Below are 25,249 nucleotides of genomic sequence, written 5' to 3'. Positions count from 1 at the left end.
CGAACCGGCCGAGCTGGAGGGGGACCGAGCCATGTCCGTGTCCGTTGAACCGACGTCCGTCCACACACCCGCGGGAGACAGGGAGGCGAGCCGGCAGAGCGAGGCGCTGCGGCCGCACGCCGAGCACGCCTTCGCCGCCGAACTCGCCGCGCTCGCCGCGCAGGACGACCGGCCCCGCCCGGAACGCTGGCTCATGTCACCCTGGGCCGTGGCCACCTACCTGCTGGGCGGCACACTGCCGGACGGCACCGTCATCACCCCCAAGTACGTGGGGCCGCGCCGCATCGTCGAGGTCGCCGTCACCACCCTCGCCACCGACCGGGCGCTGCTCCTGCTCGGCGTGCCCGGCACCGCGAAGACGTGGGTGTCCGAGCATCTGGCCGCCGCGGTCAGCGGTGACTCGACGCTGCTCGTGCAGGGCACGGCCGGCACGCCGGAGGAGGCCATCCGGTACGGCTGGAACTACGCGCAGTTGCTCGCGCACGGGCCCAGCCGGGACGCGCTCGTGCCGAGCCCCGTCATGCGGGCCATGGCCGAGGGCATGACGGCCCGCGTCGAGGAACTGACCCGCGTGCCCGCGGACGTTCAGGACAGCCTGATCACGATCCTCTCCGAAAAGACCTTGCCGATCCCGGAGTTGGGCCAGGAAGTGCAGGCCGTCCGCGGCTTCAACCTGATCGCCACGGCCAACGACCGCGACCGCGGGGTCAACGAACTGTCGAGCGCGCTGCGCCGCCGCTTCAACACGGTCGTCCTGCCGCTGCCGGAGAGCGCCGACGCCGAGGTCGACATCGTCTCGCGCCGGGTCGACCAGATCGGCCGCTCCCTCGACCTGCCCGCCGTGCCCGAGGGCATCGACGAGATCCGCCGCGTCGTCACCGTCTTCCGGGAGCTGCGCGACGGGATCACGGCCGACGGACGGACGAAACTGAAGTCGCCCAGCGGCACGCTGTCCACGGCCGAAGCGATCTCCGTCGTCACCAACGGCCTCGCTCTGGCCGCCCACTTCGGCGACGGCGTCCTGCGGGCGAGCGATGTCGCCGCGGGCATCCTCGGTGCCGTCGTCCGCGACCCGGCGGCCGACCGCGTCATCTGGCAGGAGTACCTGGAAGCGGTCGTCCGCGAGCGGGACGGCTGGAAGGACTTCTACCGGGCCTGCCGCGAGGTGAGCGCATGAGCGGAGTACGGGACACCGAGCCGCCCGCGCCGCGGGGCGGGGTGACCGAGCGGGGTGCCGGGCCGCTGCTGCTCGGTGTGCGTCATCACGGGCCGGGGTCGGCGCGGGCCGTGCGGGCCGCGCTGGAGGCGGCGGTTCCCCGGGTCGTACTGATCGAGGGACCGCCCGAGGCGGACGCACTCGTCCCGCTGGCCGCCGAGAAGGACATGCGGCCCCCCGTGGCGCTCCTCGCCCATGTCGTGGACGAGCCGGGCAACTCGGCCTTCTGGCCGCTCGCCGAGTTCTCGCCGGAGTGGGTCGCGATCAGGTGGGCTCTGGAGCACGGAGTGCCGGCCCGCTTCATCGACCTCCCGGCGGCCCACACCCTGGCCTGGGGGAGGGACGGGGCGGACCCGGACCGGGACGAGCCGGGGAGCACGCCTCCCGCCCACCCCGCCGACCCCGTAGCGGCCGGGAACCCCGACGCGCTCGGCCCGGGGGCGGATCCCGGCCGACCGGACGAGGGCGGCGCCACGGACCGGCCCCTCGAGGCGTCCGTACGGATCGACCCCCTCGCGGTGCTCGCCGAGACAGCGGGTTACGACGACCCGGAGCGCTGGTGGGAGGACGTCGTCGAGCACCGGGCCGGGACCGCGGGCGATCCGTTCGCGCCGTTCACCGTGCTGGAGGAGGCCATGGAGGCGCTGCGGGAGACGTACGGGGTCGGGGGCCACGACCGGGACCTGGTGCGGGAGGCGTACATGCGGCTCCAGATCCGTTCGGCGCGGCGGGAGTTCGGGGACGACGTGGCCGTGGTGTGCGGCGCCTGGCACGTGCCCGCGCTGCGGCGGAGGACCACGGTCGGCGCCGACCGGGCGCTGCTCAAGGGCCTGCCCAGGGCCAAGGTCGACCTGACGTGGGTGCCCTGGACACACCGCCGGCTCTCCCGGGTCAGCGGGTACGGGGCGGGCATCGACTCGCCGGGCTGGTACGGACATCTGTTCAGCGCCCCCGACCGCCCGGTCGTGCGGTGGATGACCAAGGTGGCCCGGCTGCTGCGCGACGAGGACCGGGGCGTGTCGTCCGCCCATGTCATCGAGGCCGTGCGGTTGGCCGACACCCTCGCCGCGATGCGAGGCCGCCCGCTGCCCGGGCTGACCGAGACCACCGATGCCGTCCGGGCCGTGATGTGCGAGGGCTCGGACGTCCCCCTGGCGCTGGTGCGCGACCGGCTCGTGGTCGGGGATGTGCTGGGCGAGGTGCCGGAGTCCGCCCCGGCGGTGCCGTTGCAGCGGGATCTCGCGCGGTCGCAGCGGCGGCTGCGGCTCAAACCCGAGGCACTGGAACGGGAGGTGGAGCTCGACCTGCGCAAGGAGACCGACGCGGGGCGCAGCACACTGCTGCACCGGCTGCGTCTCCTGGGCGTCGCGTGGGGCGAGCCCACGACGTCCCGCGGCAGCACGGGCACCTTCAGGGAGACCTGGCGGCTGCGCTGGGAGCCGGAGTTGTCGGTGCGGGTCGCCGAGGCCGGCGTGTGGGGCACGACGGTTCCGGCCGCCGCGACGGCCAAGGCCGAGGCGGACGCCGTGGGCGCGCCTTCCCTGGCCGACGTCACGGCGCTCGCCGAGCGCTGCCTCCTCGCCGAACTCCCGGACGCGCTCCCCGTGGTGATGCGGGTGCTCGCCGACCGGGCCGCCCTCGACGCGGACGTGGGCCACCTCGCGCAGGCTCTGCCCGCGCTCGTCCGCTCCCTGCGCTACGGCGACGTGCGCGGCACGGACACCCACGCCCTCGCGGATGTCGCGGCCGGGCTGGCCGAGCGCGTCTTCGTGGGCCTCCCCCCGGCCTGCGTCGCCCTGGACAGCGACGCCGCCGAGGAGATGCGCCGCCACATCGACGCCGTGCACGGAGCGGTGGGGCTGCTGGCCGAGCCCGCTCCGGACGGTGACACCGCTCCTGCCGGTGATACCGCTTCGGCCGGCGGCATCCGTGGGCGCTGGCACTCCGTGCTGCGGCTGCTCGCCGCGCGGGACACCGTTCCGGGGGTGGTCAGGGGGCGGGCGGTCCGGCTTCTCCTCGACGAAGGGGAGTTGGCGCAGGAGGAGGCGGCGCGGCTCATGGGCCTCGTGCTGTCGCCGGGGACGGAGCCCGCGGACGCGGCCGCGTGGATCGAGGGATTCGTCGGGGGCGGCTCCGGGGGCGGCATGCTGCTCGTGCACGACGAGCGGTTGCTCGGACTGGTGGACGCGTGGCTGACCGGGGTGCCGACGGACGCGTTCACCGATGTGCTGCCGCTGCTGCGCCGGACGTTCTCGGCGTACGAGACGGGGGTGCGCAGGACGCTGGGCGAACTGGTCCGGCGCGGCCCGGGAGTACGGGCGAGTGCCGAGGCCACCGGCTCCGGAATACCCGGATTCGCCGCAGATCTCGACACCGAGCGCGCGGACGCTGTGCTGCCGATGCTGAGCCTGCTGCTGGGGCTCGGCGAGCCGGGCGGGGCCGACGACGACGTGGATGGCCGGGCCGACGGCGGTGACGGCGGAGGTGACGGCGGCGACGGTGCCGGCCGGACACATCACGACAACGACCTTGTGAGGGTGGCTCCATGACCGAGGCAGCGGTGGGCGCCGACGGCGAGCGGCTGCGGCGATGGCGGCTGGTGCTCGGCGGCGACGAGGCGGACGGCACCGGGTGCGTGCTCACCGGGCAGGACGCCGCCATGGACGGGGCGCTGGGCGCGCTGTACGGGAAGGGGAGCAAGGGGCAGTCGGGGCGGGACCGTTCGGCGGGGCTCGGCGCATCGGCGCCGTCGGTCGCGCGCTGGCTCGGCGACATCCGGACCTACTTCCCCTCGTCCGTGGTGCAGGTGATGCAGCGCGACGCCATCGACCGGCTCGGGCTCTCCGCCCTGCTCCTGGAGCCCGAGATGCTGGAGGCGGTGGAGGCCGACGTGCACCTGGTGGGCACCCTCCTCTCCCTCAACAAGGCCATGCCGGAGACGACGAAGGAGACCGCGCGGGCCGTCGTGCGCAAAGTCGTCCAGGACTTGGAGAAGCGGCTCGCCACCCGCACCCGGGCCACGCTCACCGGCGCCCTCGATCGCAGTGCCCGGATCAGCAGACCCCGCCACCACGACATCGACTGGAACCGCACGATCGCGGCCAACCTGAAGCACTACCTGCCCGAGTACCGCACGATCGTGCCCGAGCGGCTGATCGGCTACGGGCGTGCCTCGCAGTCCGTGAAGAAGGAGGTCATCCTCTGCATCGACCAATCGGGGTCGATGGCCGCGTCGGTCGTCTACGCCTCCGTGTTCGGTGCCGTGCTCGCCTCGATGCGGTCCATCGCCACCCGGCTCGTGGTCTTCGACACGGCCGTCGTCGACCTCACCGACCAGCTCGACGACCCGGTCGACGTCCTCTTCGGCACCCAGCTCGGCGGCGGCACGGACATCAACAGGGCACTCGCGTACTGCCAGTCGCAGATCACCAAGCCCGCCGACACGGTCGTCGTCCTCATCAGCGACCTCTACGAAGGCGGGATCCGCGACGAGATGCTGAAGCGGGTCGCGGCGATGAAGGCGTCGGGGGTGCAGTTCGTGACGCTGCTCGCGCTGTCCGACGAGGGGGCGCCCGCGTACGACCGCGAGCACGCGGCGGCGCTCGCGGCGCTCGACGCACCGGCGTTCGCCTGTACGCCCGATCTGTTTCCCGAGGTCATGGCGGCGGCGATCGAGAAGCGGCCGCTTCCGATACCGGACACCAGGTGAGAAGGGGCGGGAATCGGGACATGGGTATCCATCGGTAACAGGGGACTTGCGCACCCTCTTCGGTCCCGTGCGAGGATCGACGCGGCCAACGGGCTCTGCCTTGCGATTCCTTGGCGGCCCGTGCCGACCCGGGCATTTCCGAGGCGTTCGCGTTCGTTCCGTTCCCTTGTGTGCCCTCGCGTCCCTTCGTACGGGAGGACCCTCCCCGTCTTGACCCAGCCAGCCGCGTCGTCGGGTGCTGTTCCGCGCTTGGTGCGCGGCACGGCCGGGCGGCGTGCGCTGCGGGTGGTCCTGCTGGCGGGCGGGTTCTGCGCACTCGGGTTCCTTTGCGGAGGGCAGGCGCAGGCGGCCGACGGGGCGACGCACCCGCCTTCCGTCCGGGTCCTCGAGGCGGCTCGGACTTCGGTGGCCCGGACCTCCGTGGACCGGACTTCGGCGGACCTGCTGAAGCCGGCTTCGCACACCAGGCCCGCCGCGAGCGGCACCGCTTCCGTCGTGGGCGTCCTCGAATCAGAGCCCGAGCCCGCCCCACGCACGGAGCCGGCCGTACGGGCCGAGCCGCCCGGCGGATCTGACCGGGCCGTACAAGCCGCACGGACTACGAGAGCCCCACAGGTTCAGCGGGCCGCCCCGGCCGCCCCGGCGGCCCAGAATGACCCCGCCGCACTTGCCGTTCCCGCCGCACCGGTCCCGCGCGCCGCACCGGTCCCGCGCGCCGCGCCAGTCACGCAGCACGTCGTACCGGTCCCGCACGTTGTGCCCGCCGCACACGGCATGCCGGTCAGCCACGCTCCTCATGGCGCGCCGGTCACGCGCCGCGTACCCCTCGCTCCCGTCGCACCCGACACGCACGCCGTCTCCCGCGCTCGCGTCGTGCCCGGCACTCGCGGCAGGCTCTCCGCTCGGGTCCCGCGGGTCATCGACGGGGTCGCCGATGGCGTGGGCCGCGCCCTGGGGGACGTCGCGGGGCCGGCCGGCGGGCTTGTCGTACGGCCGGTCGGGGATCTGGTCGAGTCGGTGAGCAGGGGGCTGTCGAGGTCGCCGGGCGCGATGCTGTCCGTGCCGAGACTTCCCGCCCCGGGACTCCCCGCACCGCCGGGACTCCCCGCACCGCCGGGACTCCTCGCTCCGCCGGGGCTTCTCCTCCCGTCGGGTCAGCCCGACCCTGCGAGTCCGTGCGTGTTTCCCGGCGCGGGTGCGCGGCCTCCGTTCGTCGCGGTGGCCCGGCAGCCGGTGAGTGGCGTCGCGGAGCAGTCCAGCGCGACGAAGGGCGGGGGCGGCACGGGGCGGCGGTCGGACGCTCCCGCTTCCACCGTCCCCGCGTACGGACCGGGCGGCTTCGGGGCGGGCGGCGCGGTTGTCGTGGAGCGCCGTGTCCAGGACGTCGTACAGGCGGGGCAGGCCCCGGCCCGGAAGGCGCCTCCCGGCGATCCGAGCGGCGCGCTGGGCAGGCAGTCCGCCGTGGACAGCCCCGCGCCGCGGCACGGCGACGCGCACGCCGTCACTCCGAACCACCGGGTGCCGCTCCGGCTCGCGCCCGGCGCTTCGGCGGATGTGCCCCCGGCCGGGACCCGGGACCGGCACCGGGCCATTCCCGTCCTCCCCGGCTAGGGCGGTTCCCCGCTGCCCGGCCCGGAGAGGTCTCCCCTTCCCGCCCGGCCCGGCCCGGCGCGCTGTCGGGTCAGCGCTCCGGCGGAAACCGCCTGGCGCACCCCGGGTGCCGAGCACACCGAGCACGCCCCTCCGCACAGCACGTACGCCGCTCAGACCGCTCAGACAGACCGCTCAGACCGCGTCAGACCGTTCGGCCCGCTCGGCGTGTACGGCCCGTACGTCTCGTGCTGAATGCACTGTCTGTGATCGACCCACTGCGTGCGCAGTGCGTAGGCATCGGACGTCACGTGGGACGGGCGTGTCGTGCGGGGGACGGGCGTGTCATGCGGCGCCGTGCGACACGCCCGGCCGCGGAACGGCGTGCCGCAGATGATCGACTTCCGCAGGGTCATGGCCCGGATGGCCGAAAGCCGTCGGATCCGTCCGGCCGGACCCCTGCGGGAGGGCCGGGTGGTCCCCATTGGGGTGGGGACCACCCGCCCTGGGCCCTTCGGGGCCGTTCGAGGGGCCTCACCAGGCAAACCCCAGCCTGGTGAGGCCCCGTCCGGGCACGATCTGTGACAGGTATCACCGCTGAGGTGTGACCTGCGATTTAGGGACCCGCGTCCAGCGGCGATAACCTGCGAGACGGACATGCCGCGCGCTCGGACACCGTGTGCGCCACCCTTGTGACAGCGGACGTCACGTTGCCCTTCGCGGCACGCCCACGCATCCAACGAACCGCGAGATCACTGATAGGGACGGACGCGCGTGGACCTGTTCGAGTACCAGGCGAGGGACCTCTTCGCCAAGCACGGTGTACCGGTGCTGGCCGGTGAAGTCATTGACACGCCTGAGGCAGCCCGCGAGGCGACCGAGCGTCTTGGCGGCAAGTCCGTCGTCAAGGCCCAGGTGAAGGTCGGTGGCCGCGGCAAGGCCGGCGGCGTCAAGCTCGCCGCCACCCCCGACGAGGCCGTCGCCCGCGCGACGGACATCCTCGGGATGGACATCAAGGGCCACACGGTCAACAAGGTGATGATCGCCGAGACCGCGCCCGAGATCGTCGAGGAGTACTACGTCTCGTACCTCCTCGACCGCACGAACCGCACCTTCCTCGCCATGGCGTCCGTTCAGGGCGGCGTGGAGATCGAGGTCGTCGCGGAGGAGAACCCCGACGCCCTCGCGAAGGTGCCGGTCGACGCCAACGAAGGCGTGTCGATCGAGAAGGCCCGCGAGATCGTCGCCCAGGCGAAGTTCCCGGCCGAGGTCGCGGAGCAGGTCGCCGAGATCCTGGTGACGCTGTGGGACACCTTCATCAAGGAGGACGCCCTCCTCGTCGAGGTGAACCCGCTCGCCAAGGTCGCCTCCGGCAAGGTCATCGCCCTCGACGGCAAGGTGTCGCTGGACGAGAACGCCGAGTTCCGTCAGCCGGACCACGAGGCGCTCGTCGACCACGCCGCGGCCAACCCGCTCGAGGCCGCCGCCAAGGCCAAGAACCTCAACTACGTCAAGCTCGACGGTGAGGTCGGCATCATCGGCAACGGCGCGGGTCTCGTCATGAGCACCCTCGACGTCGTCGCGTACGCCGGTGAGAACCACGGTGGCGTCAAGCCCGCCAACTTCCTCGACATCGGCGGCGGCGCCTCCGCCGCGGTCATGGCGAACGGCCTGGAGATCATCCTCGGCGACCCGGACGTCAAGTCCGTCTTCGTCAACGTCTTCGGCGGCATCACCGCCTGTGACGAGGTCGCCAACGGCATCGTCCAGGCGCTCCAGCTGCTCGCCGACAAGGGCGAGGAAGTCACCAAGCCGCTGGTCGTGCGTCTCGACGGCAACAACGCCGAGCTGGGTCGTCAGATCCTGTCGGACGCCAACCACCCGCTGGTCCAGCGCGTGGACACCATGGACGGCGCGGCCGACAAGGCCGCCGAGCTCGCGGCTGCGAAGTAAGGGACGAGGGACTAAACAGCCATGGCTATCTTCCTGAACAAGGACAGCAAGGTCATCGTCCAGGGCATGACCGGTGCCACGGGCATGAAGCACACCAAGCTCATGCTCGCGGACGGGACGAACATCGTCGGTGGCGTGAACCCGCGCAAGGCGGGCACGTCCGTCGACATCGACGGCAATGAGATCCCCGTCTTCGGCACGGTCGCCGAGGCCATGGAGAAGACCGGCGCCAACGTGTCCGTCCTCTTCGTGCCGCCGGCCTTCGCCAAGGCCGCCGTGGTCGAGGCGATCGACGCGGAGATCCCCCTCGCGGTCGTCATCACCGAGGGCATCGCCGTCCACGACTCCGCCGCCTTCTGGGCGTACGCGAAGTCGAAGGGCAACAAGACCCGCATCATCGGCCCGAACTGCCCCGGTCTCATCACCCCGGGCCAGTCCAACGCCGGCATCATCCCGGGCGACATCACGAAGCCGGGCCGCATCGGCCTGGTCTCGAAGTCGGGCACGCTGACGTACCAGATGATGTACGAGCTCCGTGACATCGGCTTCTCGTCCGCCGTCGGCATCGGTGGCGACCCGGTCATCGGTACGACGCACATCGACGCGCTCGCCGCGTTCGAGGCCGACCCCGATACCGACCTGATCGTCATGATTGGCGAGATCGGCGGCGACGCCGAGGAGCGTGCGGCGGACTTCATCGCGAAGAACGTGACGAAGCCGGTCGTCGGCTACGTCGCCGGCTTCACCGCGCCCGAGGGCAAGACCATGGGCCACGCCGGCGCCATCGTCTCCGGCTCCTCCGGCACGGCCGCCGCGAAGAAGGAGGCCCTCGAGGCCGCGGGCGTCAAGGTGGGCAAGACGCCGACCGAGACGGCGAAGCTCGCGCGCGAGATCCTCGCGGGCTGAGCCACCGCTCGACCGAACGCCGGTGGGCCCGCACCCCTCGAGGGGTGCGGGCCCACCGGCGTTCTGCCGCCCGGACGTCAGCGGACCTCCGGGATCAGCCGCTCGGGGCCCCTCGCCGTCTCGGCCTTCAGCTTGGCCCGGAGTTTCAGCTCCGCTGCGGAGAGCGGTCCGGGGGCGGCCCGGGGCGGCAGGCCGTGGATGGTCTCCGGCGGGGCGAGGGGGGCTTCGTAGTGGTCGGGGGCCGTGCGCATCGTCAGGGCGGTCACCCCGACGAGCAGGACCGTGAAGGCGATGGCCGCCCGGGTCCACTGCTGGGCGCGGCGCTCGCCGTGCCAGCGGACCGTGCGGGGCTTCGCCGCGCGCAGCCGCTCCGAGCTCGCGAGCTCGGCGAGCCGCCAGTGCAGCTCCTCCGGCACGGCCAGCTCCGGCAGCCGGGCGGCGACGGCCTCGCGCGCGTGCAGCACCCGATTGGCCGCCGCGGGCGTGCTCGCCTCCGTCTCGGCCGCGGTCTCCGGCAGCCCGAGCCCGACACCGTCGTACAGCAGCAGCGTGCGCCGGTACACGGGCGGCAGATCGAGGAGTACGTCGAGCAGCGCGCGGTCGGCGGCGCCGGCGGGCGGCGCCTCCGGGTGCCGGTAGCGCGGACGCAGCCGATGCCAGGGGGAGAGCGCGTACTCGTAGGCCGTCGCACGTACCCATCCGGCCGGGTCCCGGTCCACGGCCACCTCGGGCCAGCGGTGCCAGGCCAGTTGGAACGCGCGTTCCACGGATTCGCGGGCCAGCTCGCGCCGCCCGGTCAGCAGATAGGTCTGCCGTACAAGGGCGGGGGCGCAGAACGCGTAGAGCGCGTCGAAGGCCTGAGCGGGTGTCAGTGACGGCTCCGGGAGAGCGGAGTCCCCGTCCTCGGCAGGCCGCTGCCTGCCCTCGGCGAGCCGCTCCTTCGCCGCCGCGGCCCGCTCCCTGTCCGTGGCGGACGGGCCTGTCCCTTCGGCGGGACGCTTCCTGTCCCGGGCGGAACGCTTCCCGCTTCCGCCCGGCCGTTCGTCGCCCTCGCCGGACCGCTCCCCGCTGTCGCCGGACCGCTCCCCGCTGTCGCCGGACCGCTCCGCGCTGTCGGCTGACCGGGTCTCGCCGTCGGCGGAGCGGGTCTCGTGCGCCGGTGTCGCCCCCGCCCCCACCAGTTCGGGCGAGGTTTCCTCCTGACGGGCGTTCACCTCGGCGGGTGAGTGGGCCGGATCGGCGGTGAGCAGCCTCACGTACGCTTCCCGCTTGCGGCCGCGCGGCGTCGTGCGGCCGGTCTCCCACGAGCGCACCGTCGCCCGGCTGACACCGAGCCGGGCGGCCATCTCGGTCTGGGTCAGCGACTGGTCCTCGCGCAGACGGCGGCGCTCCTCGGGCGCCGGCAGCGGGGTGGCGGGGCTCTGTGTCATGTCCGATCCCACAGGTCGCCCCTTCGTACGAAAAAGTACATAGCTGCATATTGAGCGACACATCCAAGGTTCGCCTGTTACGACGAGAAAGAGCGTGTCGTTGGGAGCATGACGGTCGTGACCCAAATCACCGACCGCAGGCTCTCGTTGTCCCTCCTGCTCACCCGGATGCGCGGCCGATCACCAGGGTTGGCGGCCGGCCTCCTGGGCGGTGCCCTCGCCGCGGGTCTCGGACTCGGCGCGTTCGCCGTCCTCGTCATGGTGCTGTGGATCAGTTCGCCGTACCCGGACAGCGGGCCGGACGGGGCGCTGCATGTCGCCGCCGCGCTCTGGCTGCTCGCGCACGGCGTGGAGTTGATCCGCACCGACACACTGTCCGGTCTGCCGATGCCGGTGGGGGTGACGCCGCTCCTCCTGCTCGTGCTCCCGGTGTGGCTGCTGCACCGGGCGGCGCGTGAGGCGGCCGATGTCACCTCGGGGGCGTCGCCGCGTACCGCGTGGGCGGGCGTCACGGCCGGCTATCTGTCCGTCGCCTGGGCCGCCGCGTGGTACGCCTCCGGCGGCACGTTGCGGCCCTCCTGGGCCTGGGCCGTGATCTGCCTGCCACTCCTCGCGGCGATCGCCGCGGGAGCGGGGGTCTGGACGGCTTACGGGCGTCCATGGGGGCCGATGCCGCTCTGGGGGACGCGGGCCGTGGACGCCCTGCCGCTCGCCGGAGTGCGACCGGTGTCCGCCGTACGCCGGCTCGCCGCCGCCGACGACCGGGTGCTCGGGGGCGCGGTGCGCGCCGCCGCCGCCGGGGTCGCGGTCCTCGTCGGAGGCGGGGCCCTGCTCGTGGCGGCGTCGCTGGTCTGGCACGGGGACACGGCCCGCGCCTCGTTCGTTCAGCTCACCGGTGGGTGGTCGGGGCGGTTCGCCGTTCTGCTGCTGTGTCTGGTCCTGGTGCCGAACGCGGCGGTGTGGGGAGCGGCCTACGGGCTCGGGCCGGGTGTCGTCCTGAGCGCCGGTCATGTCGTGGGTCCGTTGTCCGCGGCCGCCGAGGGAACGCGCGCGCCGACCGATCTGCTCCCGGCGTTCCCGCTGCTCGCGGCGGTGCCGGGGGCGGGGTCCGGGGCGCCACCGAACTGGGCGGGCGGGCTGGTGCCGGTGGCCGCCGGGCTGACGGTGGCGTGGTTCACGGTGAGGGCGGGGGCCGTGCGGGGGGCGGCGGGCCGGGAGGAGCCGTGGTCGCTCGGACGGACGGTGGCCGTCGTCGCACTCGCCGCCGGAGGGTGCGGCATCGCGCTCGGCGTGCTCGCCGGGCTGGCGGGAGGGCCGCTGGGGGTCGCCGCCCTGACCCACTTCGGACCCGTGTGGTGGCAGGTGGGGCCCGCCGCGGCGCTGTGGACGGCGATCGTCGGGATTCCCGTCGCGGTGGGCGCGGGGGAGTGGCGGAGCCGGGGACGCGGGGCGCCGAAGCGCGCGGCTGCCCGCCGGGACGCGCGCGGATTCGGGCGGAAGCCCCGGCTGCGGATGCCCGCCTGGATGCCGCACCGGACGGGAGACACGCCCGCGACGCCGGTGCCGACGCCGCTGCCCAGGCCGACGTCGCCGTCGATGCCGTCACCCGCTGCCCGGGCGGAGGCTGCGGCTCGGGTCGACCCCGCGGTGCTGGAGTCCGTCCTTGAGGACTTCGAACCGTACGACCCCTACGCGCCGTACGAGCCGTACGACCCTCTGCCGGGGGAGGCCGCGGCGGCCGCCTGGCACGAGGAGGCGTCGCGGGAGAACCGCTGGGAGGCGTTGAAGAAGGCCGCCCGGCCGGCCGACGCGGAGAACGCGGAGGACACGGAGAACCCGGAGACCCCGGAGACCCCGGAGGGCTCAGGGAGGCCGGAGAGCCCGGAGGGTCTGACCCGCCCGGACCGAGGGCGGTCCGGAGGAGTGGAGGACTCGCGCTGAGGGCGGTCCGGAGAAGCGGAGGCCTCCTGCCGGGTGGCAGTCCCCGGCAGGAGGCGCGGCGTCAGTTGCCGGTGCCCAGCCAGTCGCGCAGCTGCGACGGCAGAAGGTCGTCGCAGGACTGCTTCGCGACGTTCGTGAGGGCGTCGTTCGTGCAGGAGTAGTAATCGCTGTAGACGAGCTGCGCGGTGAAGGTCGCGGCGACGATCACGATGGCCAGCGACGCGGTGACGATGCCGCTCACCGCGGCGGTCGTCTGGGGGCGGACGTTCGGATCGGGCGCCGGAGCGTCCGGGTCCGGCGTGCGCGCCTTGGTCCGGAGCGAGCTGATGCCCCAGTACAGAGAGAGCGCGCCGAGCAGCAGCGCCACGTACGGCCAGCTGAAGAGGGCGAAGAAGAACGCCCACATGCCGGAGAGCAGCGCGAAACGGGCGCGGCGCTGGGCGGGGTCCGTAGGGTCCCAGCGCATGCCCGTACCGGGTCCGCCGTCGGGCCCTTCGGGACCGCCCTCACCCTTCGGCGCACCGGGCCGGTCGCCGAAACCGCCACCGTCGGAGGGTCCGGGCTGGCGGTCGCTCCACTGACTGCCCCAGGGGGTGTACCGGGGGCCGGACTGTTCGCCCTCGCCGTTCTCGCCCGAGTCCTGGCCGTTCCCCTGTCCGTGTCCGCGCGGCTGCCAGGGCCGGTCGGGTGTCCCCTCCGGCGGCGGCGCGAACGGATTGTCGTCGGGGTTCGAGGGAGCGGACGGTCCGGACGGGGGAGTGTCGGGCGCGTCGGGTCCGCGCTCGCCCGAGGGGCCGCCGCCGCTGCCACCTGCCGAGCCGCCGTTCCCGTCCGCGGAGCCGGGCCCGCCTGTGGAGCCGTCCCCGCCCGACCTCGGCGGGGTGGACGAAGGGCGCCGCTCGCGCAGCAGGAGCGGAGGGAGTCGGAGACTGCGGTCCGGCATCAGGTGAGCGTCTTCCCCTTGGTGGTTCTGGCGGGCGGCGTGTCCACACAGCTTCGCGCTCGTGACGCGCGCCCCGAGCCGGTCCTCCCGGGCTGACGCCTCGGGTCGGTCCGCCCCGGACTGACGCCCCGAGCTTCGTACTCCGGACTCGCGCCCCGAGTTTCGTACCCCCGGACACGCGCTCCGGATGTCTCCGGGGCGGTGCCGCAGGTGGTGCCGGAGGCTGTGCCCCGGCCGTTCGTTCTCGTCCCAGGTCAACGTCCCGCGTGCGCGGGGCGTTCCCCGCGCCGGACGGTGTTCCGGGTGGATCCTCCCCAGACGCTACCTTCCGGCCTCGCCCCCGTCCCGTGGGGGCCGCCCGGTGTGCCGGTATCGTTGCTGCCGGTCGGCCGCTTCGTAGACTTCCCCGTATCCCGGGGCGCGAAGCATTCGTACGACCGTACAAGTGCTCCCCCGAGAAAGGGCCCCGTCGTGGCCAAGGCCAAGCGCCTCGTCGTGCTGGTCTCCGGATCAGGTACGAATCTGCAGGCTCTGCTCGACGCCATCGCGGAGGCGGGCTCAGCGGCCTACGGTGCCGAGATCGTGGCCGTCGGCGCCGACCGGGACGGCATCGAAGGGCTCGCGCGGGCCGAGCGTGCCGGGCTCCCGACCTTCGTGCGCAAGGTCAAGGACTACGCCGGCCGGGACGAGTGGGACCAGGCGCTCGCCGAGGCCACCGCGGCGTACGAGCCCGACCTCGTCGTGTCCGCCGGGTTCATGAAGATCGTGGGGAAGGAATTCCTCGCCCGGTTCGGCGGACGGTTCGTCAACACCCATCCCGCGCTGCTCCCCAGTTTTCCCGGCGCCCACGGCGTCCGCGACGCGCTCGCGTACGGAGCCCGGGTCACCGGCTGCACCGTCCACTTCGTCGACGACGGCGTCGACACCGGACCGATCATCGCCCAGGGCGTGGTCGAGGTCCGCAACGAGGACGACGAGAGCGCTCTGCACGAGCGCATCAAGGAAGTCGAGCGAAGGCTGCTCGTCGATGTCGTGGGGCGGCTCGCCCGCAACGGCTATCGCATTGAGGGACGAAAGGTAGTTATCCAGTGACCGCCGACAGCACAGTCACGGCCGAGAGCACCGAGGGCACCAAGCGGGTCATCCGGCGCGCGCTCGTCAGCGTGTACGACAAGACCGGTCTCGAGGAGCTGGCCCGCGGGCTGCACGCGGCCGGTGTCGAGCTCGTCTCCACCGGGTCCACCGCCGCGAAGATCGCCGCGACCGGTGTGCCCGTCACCAAGGTGGAGGAGCTGACCGGCTTCCCCGAGTGCCTGGACGGCCGCGTCAAGACCCTGCACCCGAAGGTCCACGCCGGGATCCTCGCCGATCTGCGCCTCGAGAGCCACCGGCAGCAGCTCGCCGAGCTCGGCGTCGAGCCGTTCGACCTCGTCGTCGTCAACCTCTACCCGTTCCGTGAGACGGTCGAGTCCGGCGCGACCCCCGACGAGTGCGTCGAGCAGATCGACATCGGCGGTCCCTCGATGGTCCGCGCGGCCGCCAAGAACCACCCCTCCGTCGCCGTCGTCACCAGCCCCGACCGCTACGGCGACGTCCTCACCGCTGTCCAGAGCGGCGGCTTCGACCTGCGCACCCGCAAGCGGCTCGCCGCCGAGGCCTTCCAGCACACGGCCGCGTACGACGTCGCCGTCGCCTCCTGGTTCGCCTCCTCGTACGCGCCGGTCGACGACTCGCGGTTCCCCGACTTCCTCGGTGCCACCTGGGAGCGCGCGCACACGCTGCGCTACGGCGAGAACCCGCACCAGCCCGCCGCCCTCTACACCTCCGGCACGGGCGGTCTCGCCGAGGCCGAGCAGCTGCACGGCAAGGAGATGTCGTACAACAACTACACGGACACGGATGCCGCGCGCCGTGCCGCGTACGACCACGAGGACCCCTGCGTCGCCATCATCAAGCACGCCAACCCGTGCGGGATCGCGATCGCGTCGAACGTCGCCGAGGCGCACCGCAAGGCGCACGCCTGCGACCCGCTGTCCGCGTTCGGCGGAGTGATCGCGGTCAACCGGCCGGTCACCAAGGAGATGGCCGAGCAGGTGGCGGAGATCTTCACCGAGGTCATCGTCGCGCCCGAGTACGAGGACGGCGCCCTCGAAGCCCTCACCAAGAAGAAGAACATCCGCGTTCTGCGGGCCCACCAGGCCCCGGCCGCTCCCGTCGAGATCAAGCCCGTCGACGGCGGCGCGCTGCTCCAGGTCACCGACCGGCTCCAGGCCGCCGGCGACAACCCGGCGAGCTGGACCCTGGCGACCGGTGACGCCCTGAGCGAGGGCGAGCTCGACGAGCTGGCCTTCGCGTGGCGCGCCTGCCGCGCGGTGAAGTCCAACGCGATCCTGCTCGCCAAGGACGGCGCCTCGGTCGGCGTCGGCATGGGCCAGGTCAACCGTGTCGACTCCGCGAAGCTCGCGGTCGAGCGGGCCGGCGCCGAGCGCGCTCGTGGCTCCTACGCCGCCTCGGACGCGTTCTTCCCGTTCCCCGACGGCCTGGAGATCCTCGCCGACGCGGGCGTCAAGGCCGTGGTCCAGCCCGGCGGTTCGGTCCGCGACGAGCTGGTCGTGGAGGCCGCGAAGAAGGCCGGCGTCACGATGTACTTCACCGGGACGCGGCACTTCTTCCACTGATCCGGCAGGAAACGCGAGGGCCGTGTCCCCCCTGGTAGCAGGGTGGGACACGGCCCTCGGTGCGAACGGTTCAGTAGTGCGAACGATTCAGTAGTGCGAACGGTTCAGTAGCGCGGTCGGGCGAACCAGGCGGTGCCGCTCGACACGACCGGAGCCGCCGTGATGACGGCCGCGAACGTGACCCAGATCAGCGGGAAGATGACGGCGGAGGCCATGCCCGAGTCCAGGCCCACGAAGAGGCTGATCAGGCCGACGATCCCGCCCAGCGCACCGTAGACGACGGTGGTGATGCGGACGCCCTGACCTCCCTTGCTGAACTTCACGCCCAGGGTGATCGACAGGGCCGCCAGGCCCGCCGCGATCAGGGCGATCACCACGATGACGCCGGACGCGATGTCGGCACCGTCACTGAACGCGCCGAACGGGTCGTCCGACGACGACGTGCTGTAGCGGTCCGCCGCGTCCGAGACGTCGTTGGCGATGGCGGCGAGGTAGAACCAGCCGAGCGCCGCCAGGATCTGCACCGCGGAGATGATGAACAGGAAGACGCGCGCCGTGGTCAGCAGACCCGGCATCGTCTGAGGGAACATCGAGTTGCCGCCCGGGTAGCCGGGATACGCCGGCTGCTGCGGGTAGCCGTAGCCCTGCGGGGGCACGCCGGGAGGGGCCTGCGGATAGCCGTAGCCGGGCGGGGCCTGCGGAGGGGCGGGGGGCTGCTGGGGCGGCTGCCCGTAAGGGTTGTTCGGGTCGCCGAAACTCATGGCGGGTTTTCCTCCGTTGCCTGGGGACGACGCGTGGCACGGTTCGGAGGAATTTCTACAGAGCGGTCCGTCCCCCCGGCACTGCCCGCGACACACTGTGTGCTCATCGTTCTTTAGCGGACTCTTACTTGTCCAGCGGCATTCCCTATGTGTTGTGCAAGTGCAACATCGGTGATCATGGCGGGATACGGGCGAATCGGGCGCCCGGCGGCCGCCGCGGCCCCGGATTGGAACCGGGACCGGGTCATCCGGGAGGATGGGGGCCATGACCGCCCAGATTCTCGATGGCAAGGCCACCGCAGCCGCGATCAAGTCCGACCTGACCGTCCGCGTGGCGGCCCTGAAGGAGAAGGGCGTCACGCCCGGCCTCGGGACGGTGCTGGTCGGGGACGACCCCGGCAGCCAGAAGTACGTCGCGGGCAAGCACCGCGACTGCGCCCAGGTGGGTATCGCCTCCATCCAGCGCGAACTGCCCGCGACCGCCACGCAGGAAGAGATCGAGGCGGTGGTCCGCGAGCTGAACGAGGACCCTGCCTGCACCGGCTACATCGTCCAGCTGCCGCTCCCCAAGGGCATCGACGAGAACCGCATCCTGGAACTCATGAACCCGGACAAGGACGCGGACGGCCTGCACCCGATGAACCTCGGGCGTCTCGTCCTCAACGAGCCCGCCCCGCTGCCCTGCACCCCGAACGGTGTCCTCACCCTCCTGCGCAGCTACGGCGTGGAGATCAAGGGCGCCGAGGTCGTGGTCGTCGGCCGCGGTGTGACCATCGGACGCCCGATGCCGCTGCTGCTGACGCGGCGCAGTGAGAACGCCACGGTGACCCAGTGCCACACCGGTACCCGTGACCTCTCCGCGCACCTCAAGCGCGCCGACATCATCGTCGCCGCCGCGGGCTCCGCGCACCTCATCCGGGCCGAGGACGTGAAGCCGGGCGCCGCCGTCCTCGACGTCGGTGTCTCGCGCAGCGCCGAGGGCAAGATCGTCGGAGACGTCCACCCGGACGTCGCCGAGGTCGCCGCCTGGATCTCCCCGAACCCGGGCGGTGTCGGCCCGATGACCCGCGCCCAGCTGCTCGTCAACGTGGTGGAAGCGGCGGAGCGCAGTGTCGGCTGACGGCACCACCCATCAGACCGGGGACGGCGCGCCGCGCGGCGCGCGAGCCGCCGGTACCGAGTCGGCCGTACAGGATGCGGAGGGCGCCGTGCGTGACGCCGTCACCGGGGCGCGCGGCGAGGCGGCCGCGCGGACCGAGGCCGAGGCCGGGCCCGGGACCGGCCCCGACGTCGAGCCGTCGTCCGGGGTCGGCTCCGACTCCGGCTCCGACTCCGAGGCCGACGAGCGGGCCGACGCCGGCAAGCGGGCCCGGGCCCGGGCCGGCAAGCGGGCCGAGGCCGAGGAGCCGGCCGGGACCGAGGAGCCGGTCGAGGAGACCGTGCGGGACGCCATCAGCGCGCCCGACGCCGAGGGGAAGCCGCGGCGCACCACGCGCCGCTTCCCGCTGTTCACCCGGGACACGGCACGGCCCGAGGGCGGCGGCCGGGCGGCCTCCGGGGACGCCCCGGCGCCCGCGCGCCAGTGGCCCATCCTCACCGTGCTGTCGGCCGTCGCGCTCGGCCTGCTGCTCACCGCGCTCGACGTGTTCCGGGTCGGCACGATCCTGATCGGCGCCGCGCTGCTCGCGGGCGCCGTGATGCGCTGGATGCTGCCCAGCGTGGGCATGCTCGCGGTCCGCTCCCGCTTCACGGACATGCTCACGTACGGCGTCCTGGGCGCGGCCATCGTCCTGCTCGCGATGATGGCTCAGCCCAACCCGTTGCTCGAGATCCCGTTCCTCGACGACACGCTGCACTTCACGGTGCGCTGACCGCGGACCGGCTCGCGCGTCCGCGCCCGCCTGCCCGGGCGTACCTGCGGCCCGTCTTCTCCTTCGGGAGAGGGCGGGCCGTTCTGTCTCCCCGTGTGCCGCCGCCCGCCTCCTGACGCCTGGCGCCCTGTCGCGGCGGCCGGCGGGCAGAATCCGTTCCGGGTCCGGGTCCGGGGACGACGGCGGCCCGTCCTCTCCCCCGAGTCAAGGACGGGCCGCGATCGGGCGAGTGTTCCGCCCGGGGTCAACCCTTGTGCACGGGAACGGGCCGGTTCAACAGCCGGCGGACCGCTGTGGCACGGAAGTGACCATTCCGGTACGGTCTGCGCGCCGTTCGGCAGGAACCGCCCGACTCGGGCCCCCGGAGCGGTCGTTCCGGCTCGCCGGGTCCCGTTCCGGCCCGTGGGTTACTTGCGGGGGCGCTGACCGTTTCTGGGGCGTCTGGGGGTGCATCTGTGTTCTCGTTGTGTCGATGTCTTGACAAGTTCAGGGATGTACACCGATCTGTCACGACAGTCGGGCTAACGTGGTCAATCGGGACGGTACGGGACGTCCCGTACGAAGAGCGGGGGTTCGGCCGGTCGTACGCGATGCCGGTGGAACACTGGACCGTGACCCGGCGGGCGTGCAACGGTGCATGCCCCGGCTCGAATGCTCCCGTGCGCCCCCATCCCGGGAACTGAGATCCGGACCGAGTGCATCCCTGTGGGTAGCCAGAACGGGGATTCGGCGGAGTCGGGGATGCCCCCTGCTCCACGCGTTGCCGAGAGCTCGGGGAGCCATGCGCGGGGAAGACAGTTGTGCACGTACGGGGGGAAGAGGGGGGAAAGAATGCCTCGTTGGAAGGCCTTGCCGGATGAACTCGATCCGCAGGTCAGGGAGTTCGCCAGTCAGCTGCGACGGCTCGTCGACCGGAGCGGGCTGAGCATCGCCGCGGTGGCCGACCGCACGGGCTACAGCAAGACATCCTGGGAGCGGTACCTGAACGGCCGGCTGCTCGCGCCCAAGGGCGCGATCGTCGCGCTGGCCGAGGTGACCGGGACCAGTCCCGTGCATCTGACGACCATGTGGGAGCTGGCCGAGCGCGCCTGGAGCCGTTCGGAGATGCGCCACGACATGACGATGGAGGCGATACGGATATCCCAGGCGCGCGCCGCGCTGGGGGAGTTCGGGCCGTCTTCGGCGAAGGGGAGCGGCGGGCCGCAGCAGTCGGCCCGCAGGAGCGGCAGCGTGACCGCCGCGCCCGGTGTCGCTGGACCTGCGGGGGGCGCGCCGACGGTTCCGCCGTCGGCGCCTTCGGTGCCGGTGCAGCCGTCCGGGCGGGACGGGGGTGAGCCGTCGTACGGCGGGTCGTCGTCCGGGGTTTCTTCCTCCGGGGTTTCTTCGGCCGGAGGGTCGTCCGGGTCGTCGTCCGGTTCCGGTGGGGCCTCCGGCTCCTCGGCCGGTGGCGCAGGGCGTGCCGGCGTCAGCTGGGGGGCCGTCGGGTCGCCGTCCGACCGAGGCGGGCAGTTCGGTCCGGTGGCTCCGGTGGGGCCGGCTCGTGCGGCCGGGGGTCCGCCGCCGCAGGACGCGCGGCCCGTCGGTGCCGGTTCGGGGGCGGACGGCGCGCGGCGGAAGCGGCGGCTGACGATGTTCCTCGCCGGGGTCGTGGGTGCGCTGGTCGTGGTCGCGGCCGCCGTCTACCTCACGCAGGGCGGGGACAAGGAGGACGCGGGCGGTACGCCGAAGACGCCCGCCGCGTCCGCCAGTGTTCAGCCCGATCTGCCGCCCGGGGTGAAGTGCAGTGGGGCCTCGTGCACCGGTAAGGACCCCGAGGACATGGGCTGCGGCGGTGAACTCGCCAAGACCACGACCAGTGTGACGGTGGGGACGGCGCTGGTGGAGGTGCGGTACAGCAAGACCTGCGGGGCGGCTTGGGCTCGCGTCACGCAGGCGGCGGCGGGCGACCGGGTCGAGGTGTCGTCGGGGGCCGCGGCGAAGCAGACGGGTCTGGTGGACGCGGACGCGGACGCGTACACGCCGATGGTCGCGGTGAAGGACGCGGGGGACGCGAAGGCTTGCGCGACGCTGAAGTCCGGGCAGAAGGGCTGCACGAAGTAGCGGGACGCCGGCGTCGGCGTTCCGTGCGGGTGCGGGTGCGGGTGCGGGTGCGTTGTGGGTCGGGGCCGTGCCGGTACATCCCCGTCCGTCGCCGCTGGATCAGACGTGGGCTTCCTAGGGAGCCGCTGCTCGATCCGGACGTAAGCGACGGACATCAGGGATGTACCGGCACGGCCCCTCCCGTGCGTTGCCGGCTGCGGGTGCGCGGGGGCTTGGGCTTCGCCCCAGTGGTCACCTTTCGGCTGCGGGTGCGAGGTCGCTTTTCATTCAGCCCTGGCCGGGGAAGTTTCGGTCCCTCCGGCGCTCGGCAATTTCAGCCCCTCCGGCGTTTGAGGAGCGGGGTCTGGGGCGGAGCCCCAGGGTGGGTCGGGTAGGGGTGGAGGGGGCGAAAGAAGGTTGTTCGGCCCGGGCGGAAAAATCCTCGGGTTGGGGGGATTGGGTTCGCAAGGAGGGGGCAGGGGCTCCGTACCCCCACGGGATCCGGTGCGTTCGGGGAGGGGGGAGATCCCTTCCCGTGCCCCTGGTACTCCCTTTGGCGGTCGCCGAGCCCACCCTCTCCCGGGCCCGGCGGCCGCCTTCTCGGGCCATCTGTGGGGTGGGCCACACGGACCCTGACGTCCGGCGTCCCGGATGCGCGATAGCCTGGCGGCGGATCTCTCTTGACGCCGAGAGATCGATCATCGGGACCTTTGATCGATCATTGCGGTGGTTGCAGGGGACGATCCTGCACCCGGGGCAGGGACGCCCCACCGCCAGCTGTCATACGGAGAACGCCATGACTCGCACTCCCGTGAACGTCACCGTCACCGGCGCGGCCGGCCAGATCGGTTACGCCCTGCTCTTCCGCATCGCCTCCGGCCAGCTGCTCGGCGCGGACGTGCCGGTCAAGCTGCGCCTCCTGGAGATCACGCCGGCGCTGAAGGCCGCCGAGGGCACCGCCATGGAGCTCGACGACTGCGCCTTCCCGCTCCTTCAGGGCATCGACATCACGGACGACCCGAACGTCGCCTTCGACGGCACCAACGTCGGCCTGCTCGTCGGCGCCCGCCCCCGTACCAAGGGCATGGAGCGCGGCGACCTGCTCTCGGCCAACGGCGGCATCTTCAAGCCGCAGGGCAAGGCCATCAACGACAACGCCGCGGACGACGTCAAGATCCTGGTCGTCGGCAACCCGGCGAACACCAACGCGCTGATCGCCCAGGCCGCCGCTCCGGACGTACCCGCCGAGCGCTTCACCGCGATGACCCGTCTGGACCACAACCGCGCGCTGACCCAGCTCGCGAAGAAGACGGGCACCACGGTCGCCGACATCAAGCGTCTGACCATCTGGGGCAACCACTCCGCCACCCAGTACCCCGACATCTTCCACGCCTCGGTCGCCGGCAAGAACGCCGCCGAGGTCGTCAGCGACGAGAAGTGGCTGGCCGAGGAGTTCATCCCGACCGTCGCCAAGCGCGGTGCGGCGATCATCGAGGCCCGTGGCGCGTCCTCGGCCGCCTCGGCCGCCAACGCCGCCATCGACCACGTGTACACGTGGGTCAACGGCACGGCGGACGGCGACTGGACCTCCATGGGTATCCCGTCCGACGGTTCCTACGGCGTGCCGGAGGGTCTCATCTCCTCCTTCCCCGTCACCACGAAGGACGGCCGGTACGAGATCGTCCAGGGCCTGGACATCAACGAGTTCTCCCGCACCCGCATCGAGGCCTCCGTGAAGGAGCTCGAGGAGGAGCGCGAGGCGGTTCGCGCTCTCGGCCTGATCTGATCTGATCCGAACGGATCTGACGGGTTCGGCTCGGGTGAGTCGGTCCGTCGCGGTACGCGCGATGCCCGGGTGGTGATCACCACCCGGGCATCGCTGTGTTCCGGGTCCGGCGGGGTCGGTGAGGCGTACGGAAAGTACGTATCGAACGTGTGTGCTTTGTCGTCATAAAGAGGGGTGCGGCAGGCGGAATCCTCACTATCGTCGTTACGTACGGTCCGCCGGGGGGCAAGGGCGCGGCAGAGGTTCGGCGACGAGAGCGTCGAGATCGGTGCCGCCGGGTGCGGCCGACGGGGAGCGGGGGTGCGGGATGGCGCAGAGATGGGACGCGGACCGTCGGCAATGGGTGGACGACGGTACGGGGCGGCCCGAGGGCGGCCAGGTCCAGGACGGTGCCGATGCCGGTGGGGCGCCGCCGGACGGGGGGCAGCAGTGGTGGGCGGCTGCCACTCAGGCGGGTTCGCCGCGGCCCGATCACTATCCGCCCGCGGCCCCCGTACCACCGCAGCCGATGCCGCAGCAGCCGCCCCAGCATCCCTGGCCGCAGCAGCAGTCCCAGTCCTGGTCGCACCCGCAGTCACCCCCGCAGTCCCCGCCGTGGCCCGGGGGCGGCGCGATGCCCGGGGGTGGCGGGCCGCAGCGGGCCGGTGACTCGCGGCGGCTGCTTCTGGTGATCGTGGCCGTGGCCGTTCTGGCGGGTGGTGTGGGCGGCGGGCTGTGGGCGCTGACCAGGGACGACCCGGCGGGGCACCCGGACGCGGGCCCGACCGGTCCCGCGGTGACCGTCACCGCGTCGCAGCCCGGCGCGACTCCGGACACCCTGAACACCTCGGGCAGCGAGGGCGCCTACGCCGACCCGGCGGAGACCGCCGCCCCGGAGCCGTCGCCCGGGTACAGCCGGGCGGTCGACCCGCTCGGCTACACCGTGGACGTGCCGGACGGCTGGGCGCGCGAGGAGAAGCAGGGCAAGCTGGCGCCCGTCGTCACCTACACGGCGCCTGACGGAAACCGCAGGCTCCTGGTGTTCGAGATCATGGAGCCCTCGGCGGCGGAATCCTCCGCGCAGGCCGAGAGCATCGCGCAGGGGGCCAAGGACTACCAGTACCTGGACCGGCGGACCGGCACCGGCTGGACGGAGTTCAGCTACAGCTACTACGACAAGCGGTACGGAGCCACCCAGACCGTCGACCACCGCTTCCAGGCCGCCGACGGCACGCCGTACGCCGTCGTCGCGAGCGGTCCGACGGGCACGGACCTGACCGAGCAGCTCACGACGGCCGTGAACTCCTTCTGTCCGACCGGGTTCGACTGCACGAGCGGCACCTAGCGTCCGAGCGGCTTCCTCGCCCCGGCGCGGGGAAGCCGCTTCTCGAACCAGTGCGCCGCGTACACGTTGTCGTCGTACCGCGGGATCTCCATGTATCCGCACGCCCGGTACATCGCCTGCGCCTCGGTGAGCACGGCGTGTGTGTCCAGCCGTACGACCGTGAAGTCCCGCTCGGCGGCCCGTTGTTCGAGGCCGTCGAGGATGCGGCGTCCGAGGCCGAGCCGCCGGGCGCCGGGGTGCACCCAGACATGGCGGATCTCGCCCGCTCGGGGAGCGAGCCGGCGCAGCGCTCCGCAGCCCACGGGGCGGTCCTCCTCGTAGGCGACGAGGAAGACGCCCGCGTCGCCCGACACCTCGTCGGGCCGGACGAGGTCGCCGGGGTCGAAGCCCTCGGGGAACCTTTCGTCGATGTCGGCCGCGTACGCGGCGAGACAGGCGCGGGCGTCGGGGGACGCGCCGTCGACGGTCTCGACGGTGATGGCGGCGAGCCGGAGCAGACGGTGGGCCGTGTCGAGGGCCGCGGTCAGTTCCGCGCGCTGAGGAGCGGCGAGGCCGCCGAGCAGGCCCTCGGCGAGCCCGTTGGCCCGTCGGTTCTGCTCCTTGACCTCGACCTGCCCGGCGGCCGTGAGCTCCGCGAGGCGCAGTCTGCTGTCGCCGGGGTGAACGCTCACCCGGACGAGGCCCTGCTTCTCCAGGGCCCGCACCATCCGGCTCAAGTACCCGGCGTCCAGGCCGAGCCGGGCCCGGAGCTCCCGCAGGGAGGCTCCCGCGCCACCGATCTCGAACAGCAGCCGGGCCTCGCCCAGGGGGCGGTCCTGGCCGAGGTAGTGGTCGTCGAGAACGCCGATGCGCCGGGTGAAGTAGCGGTTGAACCGCCGCAGCGCCGTCACCTGGTCCGCTGACACTGGCTTCATATTCCTTTGACTTTAGTCAAAGGAAACACGGCTGTCCATCGGTATCCATCGACCGGTCTGGCCGTGTTGTGGGGGATTTGTCAGTGACCCGGCGCACTTTTGGTGACGGATTGTGCATGCATCCGGGGTCGGGGGGCAGGTGCTCACG

General features: G+C 72.6%; 19 protein-coding genes. 14 read left to right on the top strand and 5 right to left on the bottom strand.

The window, feature by feature from the left end; all coding sequences use genetic code 11:
• The first annotated feature begins 31 nt into the window (after positions 1-31).
• Genes OOK38_RS09295 through OOK38_RS09285 form a run of 3 tightly spaced genes read left to right on the top strand, consistent with a single transcriptional unit; the run spans position 32 to position 4,925 of the window.
• Positions 32-1,177 (top strand): AAA family ATPase, encoded by a 1,146-nt coding sequence (locus OOK38_RS09295; protein ID WP_266761892.1) that lies wholly within the window; start codon positions 32-34, stop codon positions 1,175-1,177.
• Positions 1,174-3,765: a DUF5682 family protein gene (locus tag OOK38_RS09290; RefSeq protein ID WP_266761894.1), complete on the top strand. Its 2,592-nt coding sequence runs from the start codon at positions 1,174-1,176 to the stop codon at positions 3,763-3,765. Before OOK38_RS09295 ends, OOK38_RS09290 begins: the two co-directional genes overlap by 4 nt.
• Entirely contained in the window at positions 3,762-4,925 is a 1,164-nt protein-coding gene (locus tag OOK38_RS09285; RefSeq protein ID WP_266761895.1) for a VWA domain-containing protein, read from the top strand. Before OOK38_RS09290 ends, OOK38_RS09285 begins: the two co-directional genes overlap by 4 nt.
• A 510-nt stretch (positions 4,926-5,435) precedes the next feature.
• On the opposite strand, the gene OOK38_RS09280 is transcribed toward OOK38_RS09285, so the two are convergent.
• Positions 5,436-5,714 carry a hypothetical protein gene (locus tag OOK38_RS09280; protein ID WP_266848330.1) on the bottom strand — a complete coding sequence of 93 codons (279 nt, stop codon included), beginning with the start codon at positions 5,712-5,714 and terminating at the stop codon, positions 5,436-5,438.
• A 444-nt stretch (positions 5,715-6,158) separates the two neighbouring features.
• Between OOK38_RS09280 and OOK38_RS09275 the strand changes: the two genes are divergently transcribed.
• The 3 genes from OOK38_RS09275 (at position 6,159) to sucD (ending at position 9,374) form a co-directional block, all read left to right on the top strand.
• Complete coding sequence (locus tag OOK38_RS09275; RefSeq protein ID WP_266761897.1) at positions 6,159-6,536, top strand: hypothetical protein; 378 nt, start codon at positions 6,159-6,161, stop codon at positions 6,534-6,536.
• Positions 6,537-7,289: 753 nt separating this feature from the next.
• On the top strand, positions 7,290-8,468 hold the full coding sequence (gene sucC, locus OOK38_RS09270) for an ADP-forming succinate--CoA ligase subunit beta (protein WP_266761899.1): 1,179 nt from the start codon (positions 7,290-7,292) through the stop codon (positions 8,466-8,468).
• Positions 8,469-8,489: 21 nt separating this feature from the next.
• A complete protein-coding gene (sucD, locus tag OOK38_RS09265; RefSeq protein ID WP_261705930.1) occupies positions 8,490-9,374 on the top strand; it encodes a succinate--CoA ligase subunit alpha in 885 nt (294 codons plus the stop codon).
• 77 nt (positions 9,375-9,451) lie between these two features.
• Here the strand turns inward: sucD and OOK38_RS09260 are convergent, their stop codons facing one another.
• Positions 9,452-10,804 carry a helix-turn-helix domain-containing protein gene (locus OOK38_RS09260; protein WP_266761902.1) on the bottom strand — a complete coding sequence of 451 codons (1,353 nt, stop codon included), beginning with the start codon at positions 10,802-10,804 and terminating at the stop codon, positions 9,452-9,454.
• Positions 10,805-10,972: 168 nt separating this feature from the next.
• On the opposite strand from OOK38_RS09260, the gene OOK38_RS09255 reads away from it, so the two are divergent.
• The gene (locus tag OOK38_RS09255) at positions 10,973-12,745 is read left to right on the top strand and encodes a DUF6350 family protein (RefSeq protein ID WP_354006132.1); all 1,773 of its coding nucleotides are present in this window, start codon (positions 10,973-10,975) and stop codon (positions 12,743-12,745) included.
• 61 nt (positions 12,746-12,806) lie between these two features.
• On the opposite strand, the gene OOK38_RS09250 is transcribed toward OOK38_RS09255, so the two are convergent.
• Positions 12,807-13,688, bottom strand: a complete 882-nt coding sequence (locus OOK38_RS09250) for a hypothetical protein (RefSeq protein ID WP_266761904.1) — start codon at positions 13,686-13,688, stop codon at positions 12,807-12,809.
• 471 nt (positions 13,689-14,159) lie between these two features.
• Between OOK38_RS09250 and purN the strand changes: the two genes are divergently transcribed.
• Together purN and purH are read left to right on the top strand one after the other, a co-directional pair.
• On the top strand, positions 14,160-14,780 hold the full coding sequence (gene purN, locus OOK38_RS09245; protein ID WP_266761906.1) for a phosphoribosylglycinamide formyltransferase: 621 nt from the start codon (positions 14,160-14,162) through the stop codon (positions 14,778-14,780).
• Positions 14,777-16,366: a bifunctional phosphoribosylaminoimidazolecarboxamide formyltransferase/IMP cyclohydrolase gene (gene purH, locus OOK38_RS09240; protein WP_266761908.1), complete on the top strand. Its 1,590-nt coding sequence runs from the start codon at positions 14,777-14,779 to the stop codon at positions 16,364-16,366. The genes purN and purH overlap by 4 nt, the downstream gene beginning before the upstream one ends.
• Positions 16,367-16,470: 104 nt before the next feature.
• On the opposite strand, the gene OOK38_RS09235 is transcribed toward purH, so the two are convergent.
• Positions 16,471-17,127 carry a hypothetical protein gene (locus OOK38_RS09235; RefSeq protein WP_266761910.1) on the bottom strand — a complete coding sequence of 219 codons (657 nt, stop codon included), beginning with the start codon at positions 17,125-17,127 and terminating at the stop codon, positions 16,471-16,473.
• Positions 17,128-17,392: 265 nt separating this feature from the next.
• On the opposite strand from OOK38_RS09235, the gene OOK38_RS09230 reads away from it, so the two are divergent.
• From OOK38_RS09230 to OOK38_RS09210, 5 genes are all read left to right on the top strand, one after another.
• Positions 17,393-18,247 carry a bifunctional methylenetetrahydrofolate dehydrogenase/methenyltetrahydrofolate cyclohydrolase gene (locus OOK38_RS09230; RefSeq protein ID WP_266761912.1) on the top strand — a complete coding sequence of 285 codons (855 nt, stop codon included), beginning with the start codon at positions 17,393-17,395 and terminating at the stop codon, positions 18,245-18,247.
• 88 nt (positions 18,248-18,335) lie between these two features.
• Entirely contained in the window at positions 18,336-18,998 is a 663-nt protein-coding gene (locus OOK38_RS09225) for a DUF3017 domain-containing protein (RefSeq protein ID WP_266761913.1), read from the top strand.
• An 831-nt stretch (positions 18,999-19,829) separates the two neighbouring features.
• Positions 19,830-21,098 carry an XRE family transcriptional regulator gene (locus tag OOK38_RS09220; RefSeq protein WP_266761915.1) on the top strand — a complete coding sequence of 423 codons (1,269 nt, stop codon included), beginning with the start codon at positions 19,830-19,832 and terminating at the stop codon, positions 21,096-21,098.
• Positions 21,099-21,873: 775 nt separating this feature from the next.
• The gene (locus OOK38_RS09215; protein ID WP_266761917.1) at positions 21,874-22,863 is read left to right on the top strand and encodes a malate dehydrogenase; all 990 of its coding nucleotides are present in this window, start codon (positions 21,874-21,876) and stop codon (positions 22,861-22,863) included.
• A gap of 307 nt (positions 22,864-23,170) precedes the next feature.
• On the top strand, positions 23,171-24,187 hold the full coding sequence (locus tag OOK38_RS09210; protein ID WP_266761919.1) for a hypothetical protein: 1,017 nt from the start codon (positions 23,171-23,173) through the stop codon (positions 24,185-24,187).
• Here the strand turns inward: OOK38_RS09210 and OOK38_RS09205 are convergent.
• The gene (locus tag OOK38_RS09205; protein ID WP_266761920.1) at positions 24,184-25,101 is read right to left on the bottom strand and encodes a bifunctional helix-turn-helix transcriptional regulator/GNAT family N-acetyltransferase; all 918 of its coding nucleotides are present in this window, start codon (positions 25,099-25,101) and stop codon (positions 24,184-24,186) included. The two genes, OOK38_RS09210 and OOK38_RS09205, sit on opposite strands and share 4 nt — an antisense overlap.
• Positions 25,102-25,249 lie beyond the last annotated feature (148 nt).

This window comes from Streptomyces sp. NBC_00568, assembly GCF_026341855.1.
Taxonomy (GTDB): domain Bacteria; phylum Actinomycetota; class Actinomycetes; order Streptomycetales; family Streptomycetaceae; genus Streptomyces.
The sequence above is the reverse complement of the archived record's forward strand: the minus strand, read 5'-3'. Positions and strand labels throughout refer to the sequence as shown.

What these genes read in the sequence shown, in the direction of transcription:
- OOK38_RS09295 (WP_266761892.1), top strand. Translation starts at nt 32, where the DNA reads ATGTCCGTGTCCGTTGAACCGACGTCCGTCCACACACCCGCGGGAGAC.
- OOK38_RS09290 (WP_266761894.1), top strand. Translation starts at nt 1,174, where the DNA reads ATGAGCGGAGTACGGGACACCGAGCCGCCCGCGCCGCGGGGCGGGGTG.
- OOK38_RS09285 (WP_266761895.1), top strand. Translation starts at nt 3,762, where the DNA reads ATGACCGAGGCAGCGGTGGGCGCCGACGGCGAGCGGCTGCGGCGATGG.
- sucD (WP_261705930.1), top strand. Translation starts at nt 8,490, where the DNA reads ATGGCTATCTTCCTGAACAAGGACAGCAAGGTCATCGTCCAGGGCATG.
- OOK38_RS09260 (WP_266761902.1), bottom strand. Translation starts at nt 10,804, where the DNA reads ATGACACAGAGCCCCGCCACCCCGCTGCCGGCGCCCGAGGAGCGCCGC.
- OOK38_RS09255 (WP_354006132.1), top strand. Translation starts at nt 10,973, where the DNA reads ATGCGCGGCCGATCACCAGGGTTGGCGGCCGGCCTCCTGGGCGGTGCC.
- OOK38_RS09250 (WP_266761904.1), bottom strand. Translation starts at nt 13,688, where the DNA reads ATGCCGGACCGCAGTCTCCGACTCCCTCCGCTCCTGCTGCGCGAGCGG.
- OOK38_RS09235 (WP_266761910.1), bottom strand. Translation starts at nt 17,127, where the DNA reads ATGAGTTTCGGCGACCCGAACAACCCTTACGGGCAGCCGCCCCAGCAG.
- OOK38_RS09230 (WP_266761912.1), top strand. Translation starts at nt 17,393, where the DNA reads ATGACCGCCCAGATTCTCGATGGCAAGGCCACCGCAGCCGCGATCAAG.
- OOK38_RS09220 (WP_266761915.1), top strand. Translation starts at nt 19,830, where the DNA reads ATGCCTCGTTGGAAGGCCTTGCCGGATGAACTCGATCCGCAGGTCAGG.
- OOK38_RS09215 (WP_266761917.1), top strand. Translation starts at nt 21,874, where the DNA reads ATGACTCGCACTCCCGTGAACGTCACCGTCACCGGCGCGGCCGGCCAG.
- OOK38_RS09210 (WP_266761919.1), top strand. Translation starts at nt 23,171, where the DNA reads ATGGCGCAGAGATGGGACGCGGACCGTCGGCAATGGGTGGACGACGGT.
- OOK38_RS09205 (WP_266761920.1), bottom strand. Translation starts at nt 25,101, where the DNA reads ATGAAGCCAGTGTCAGCGGACCAGGTGACGGCGCTGCGGCGGTTCAAC.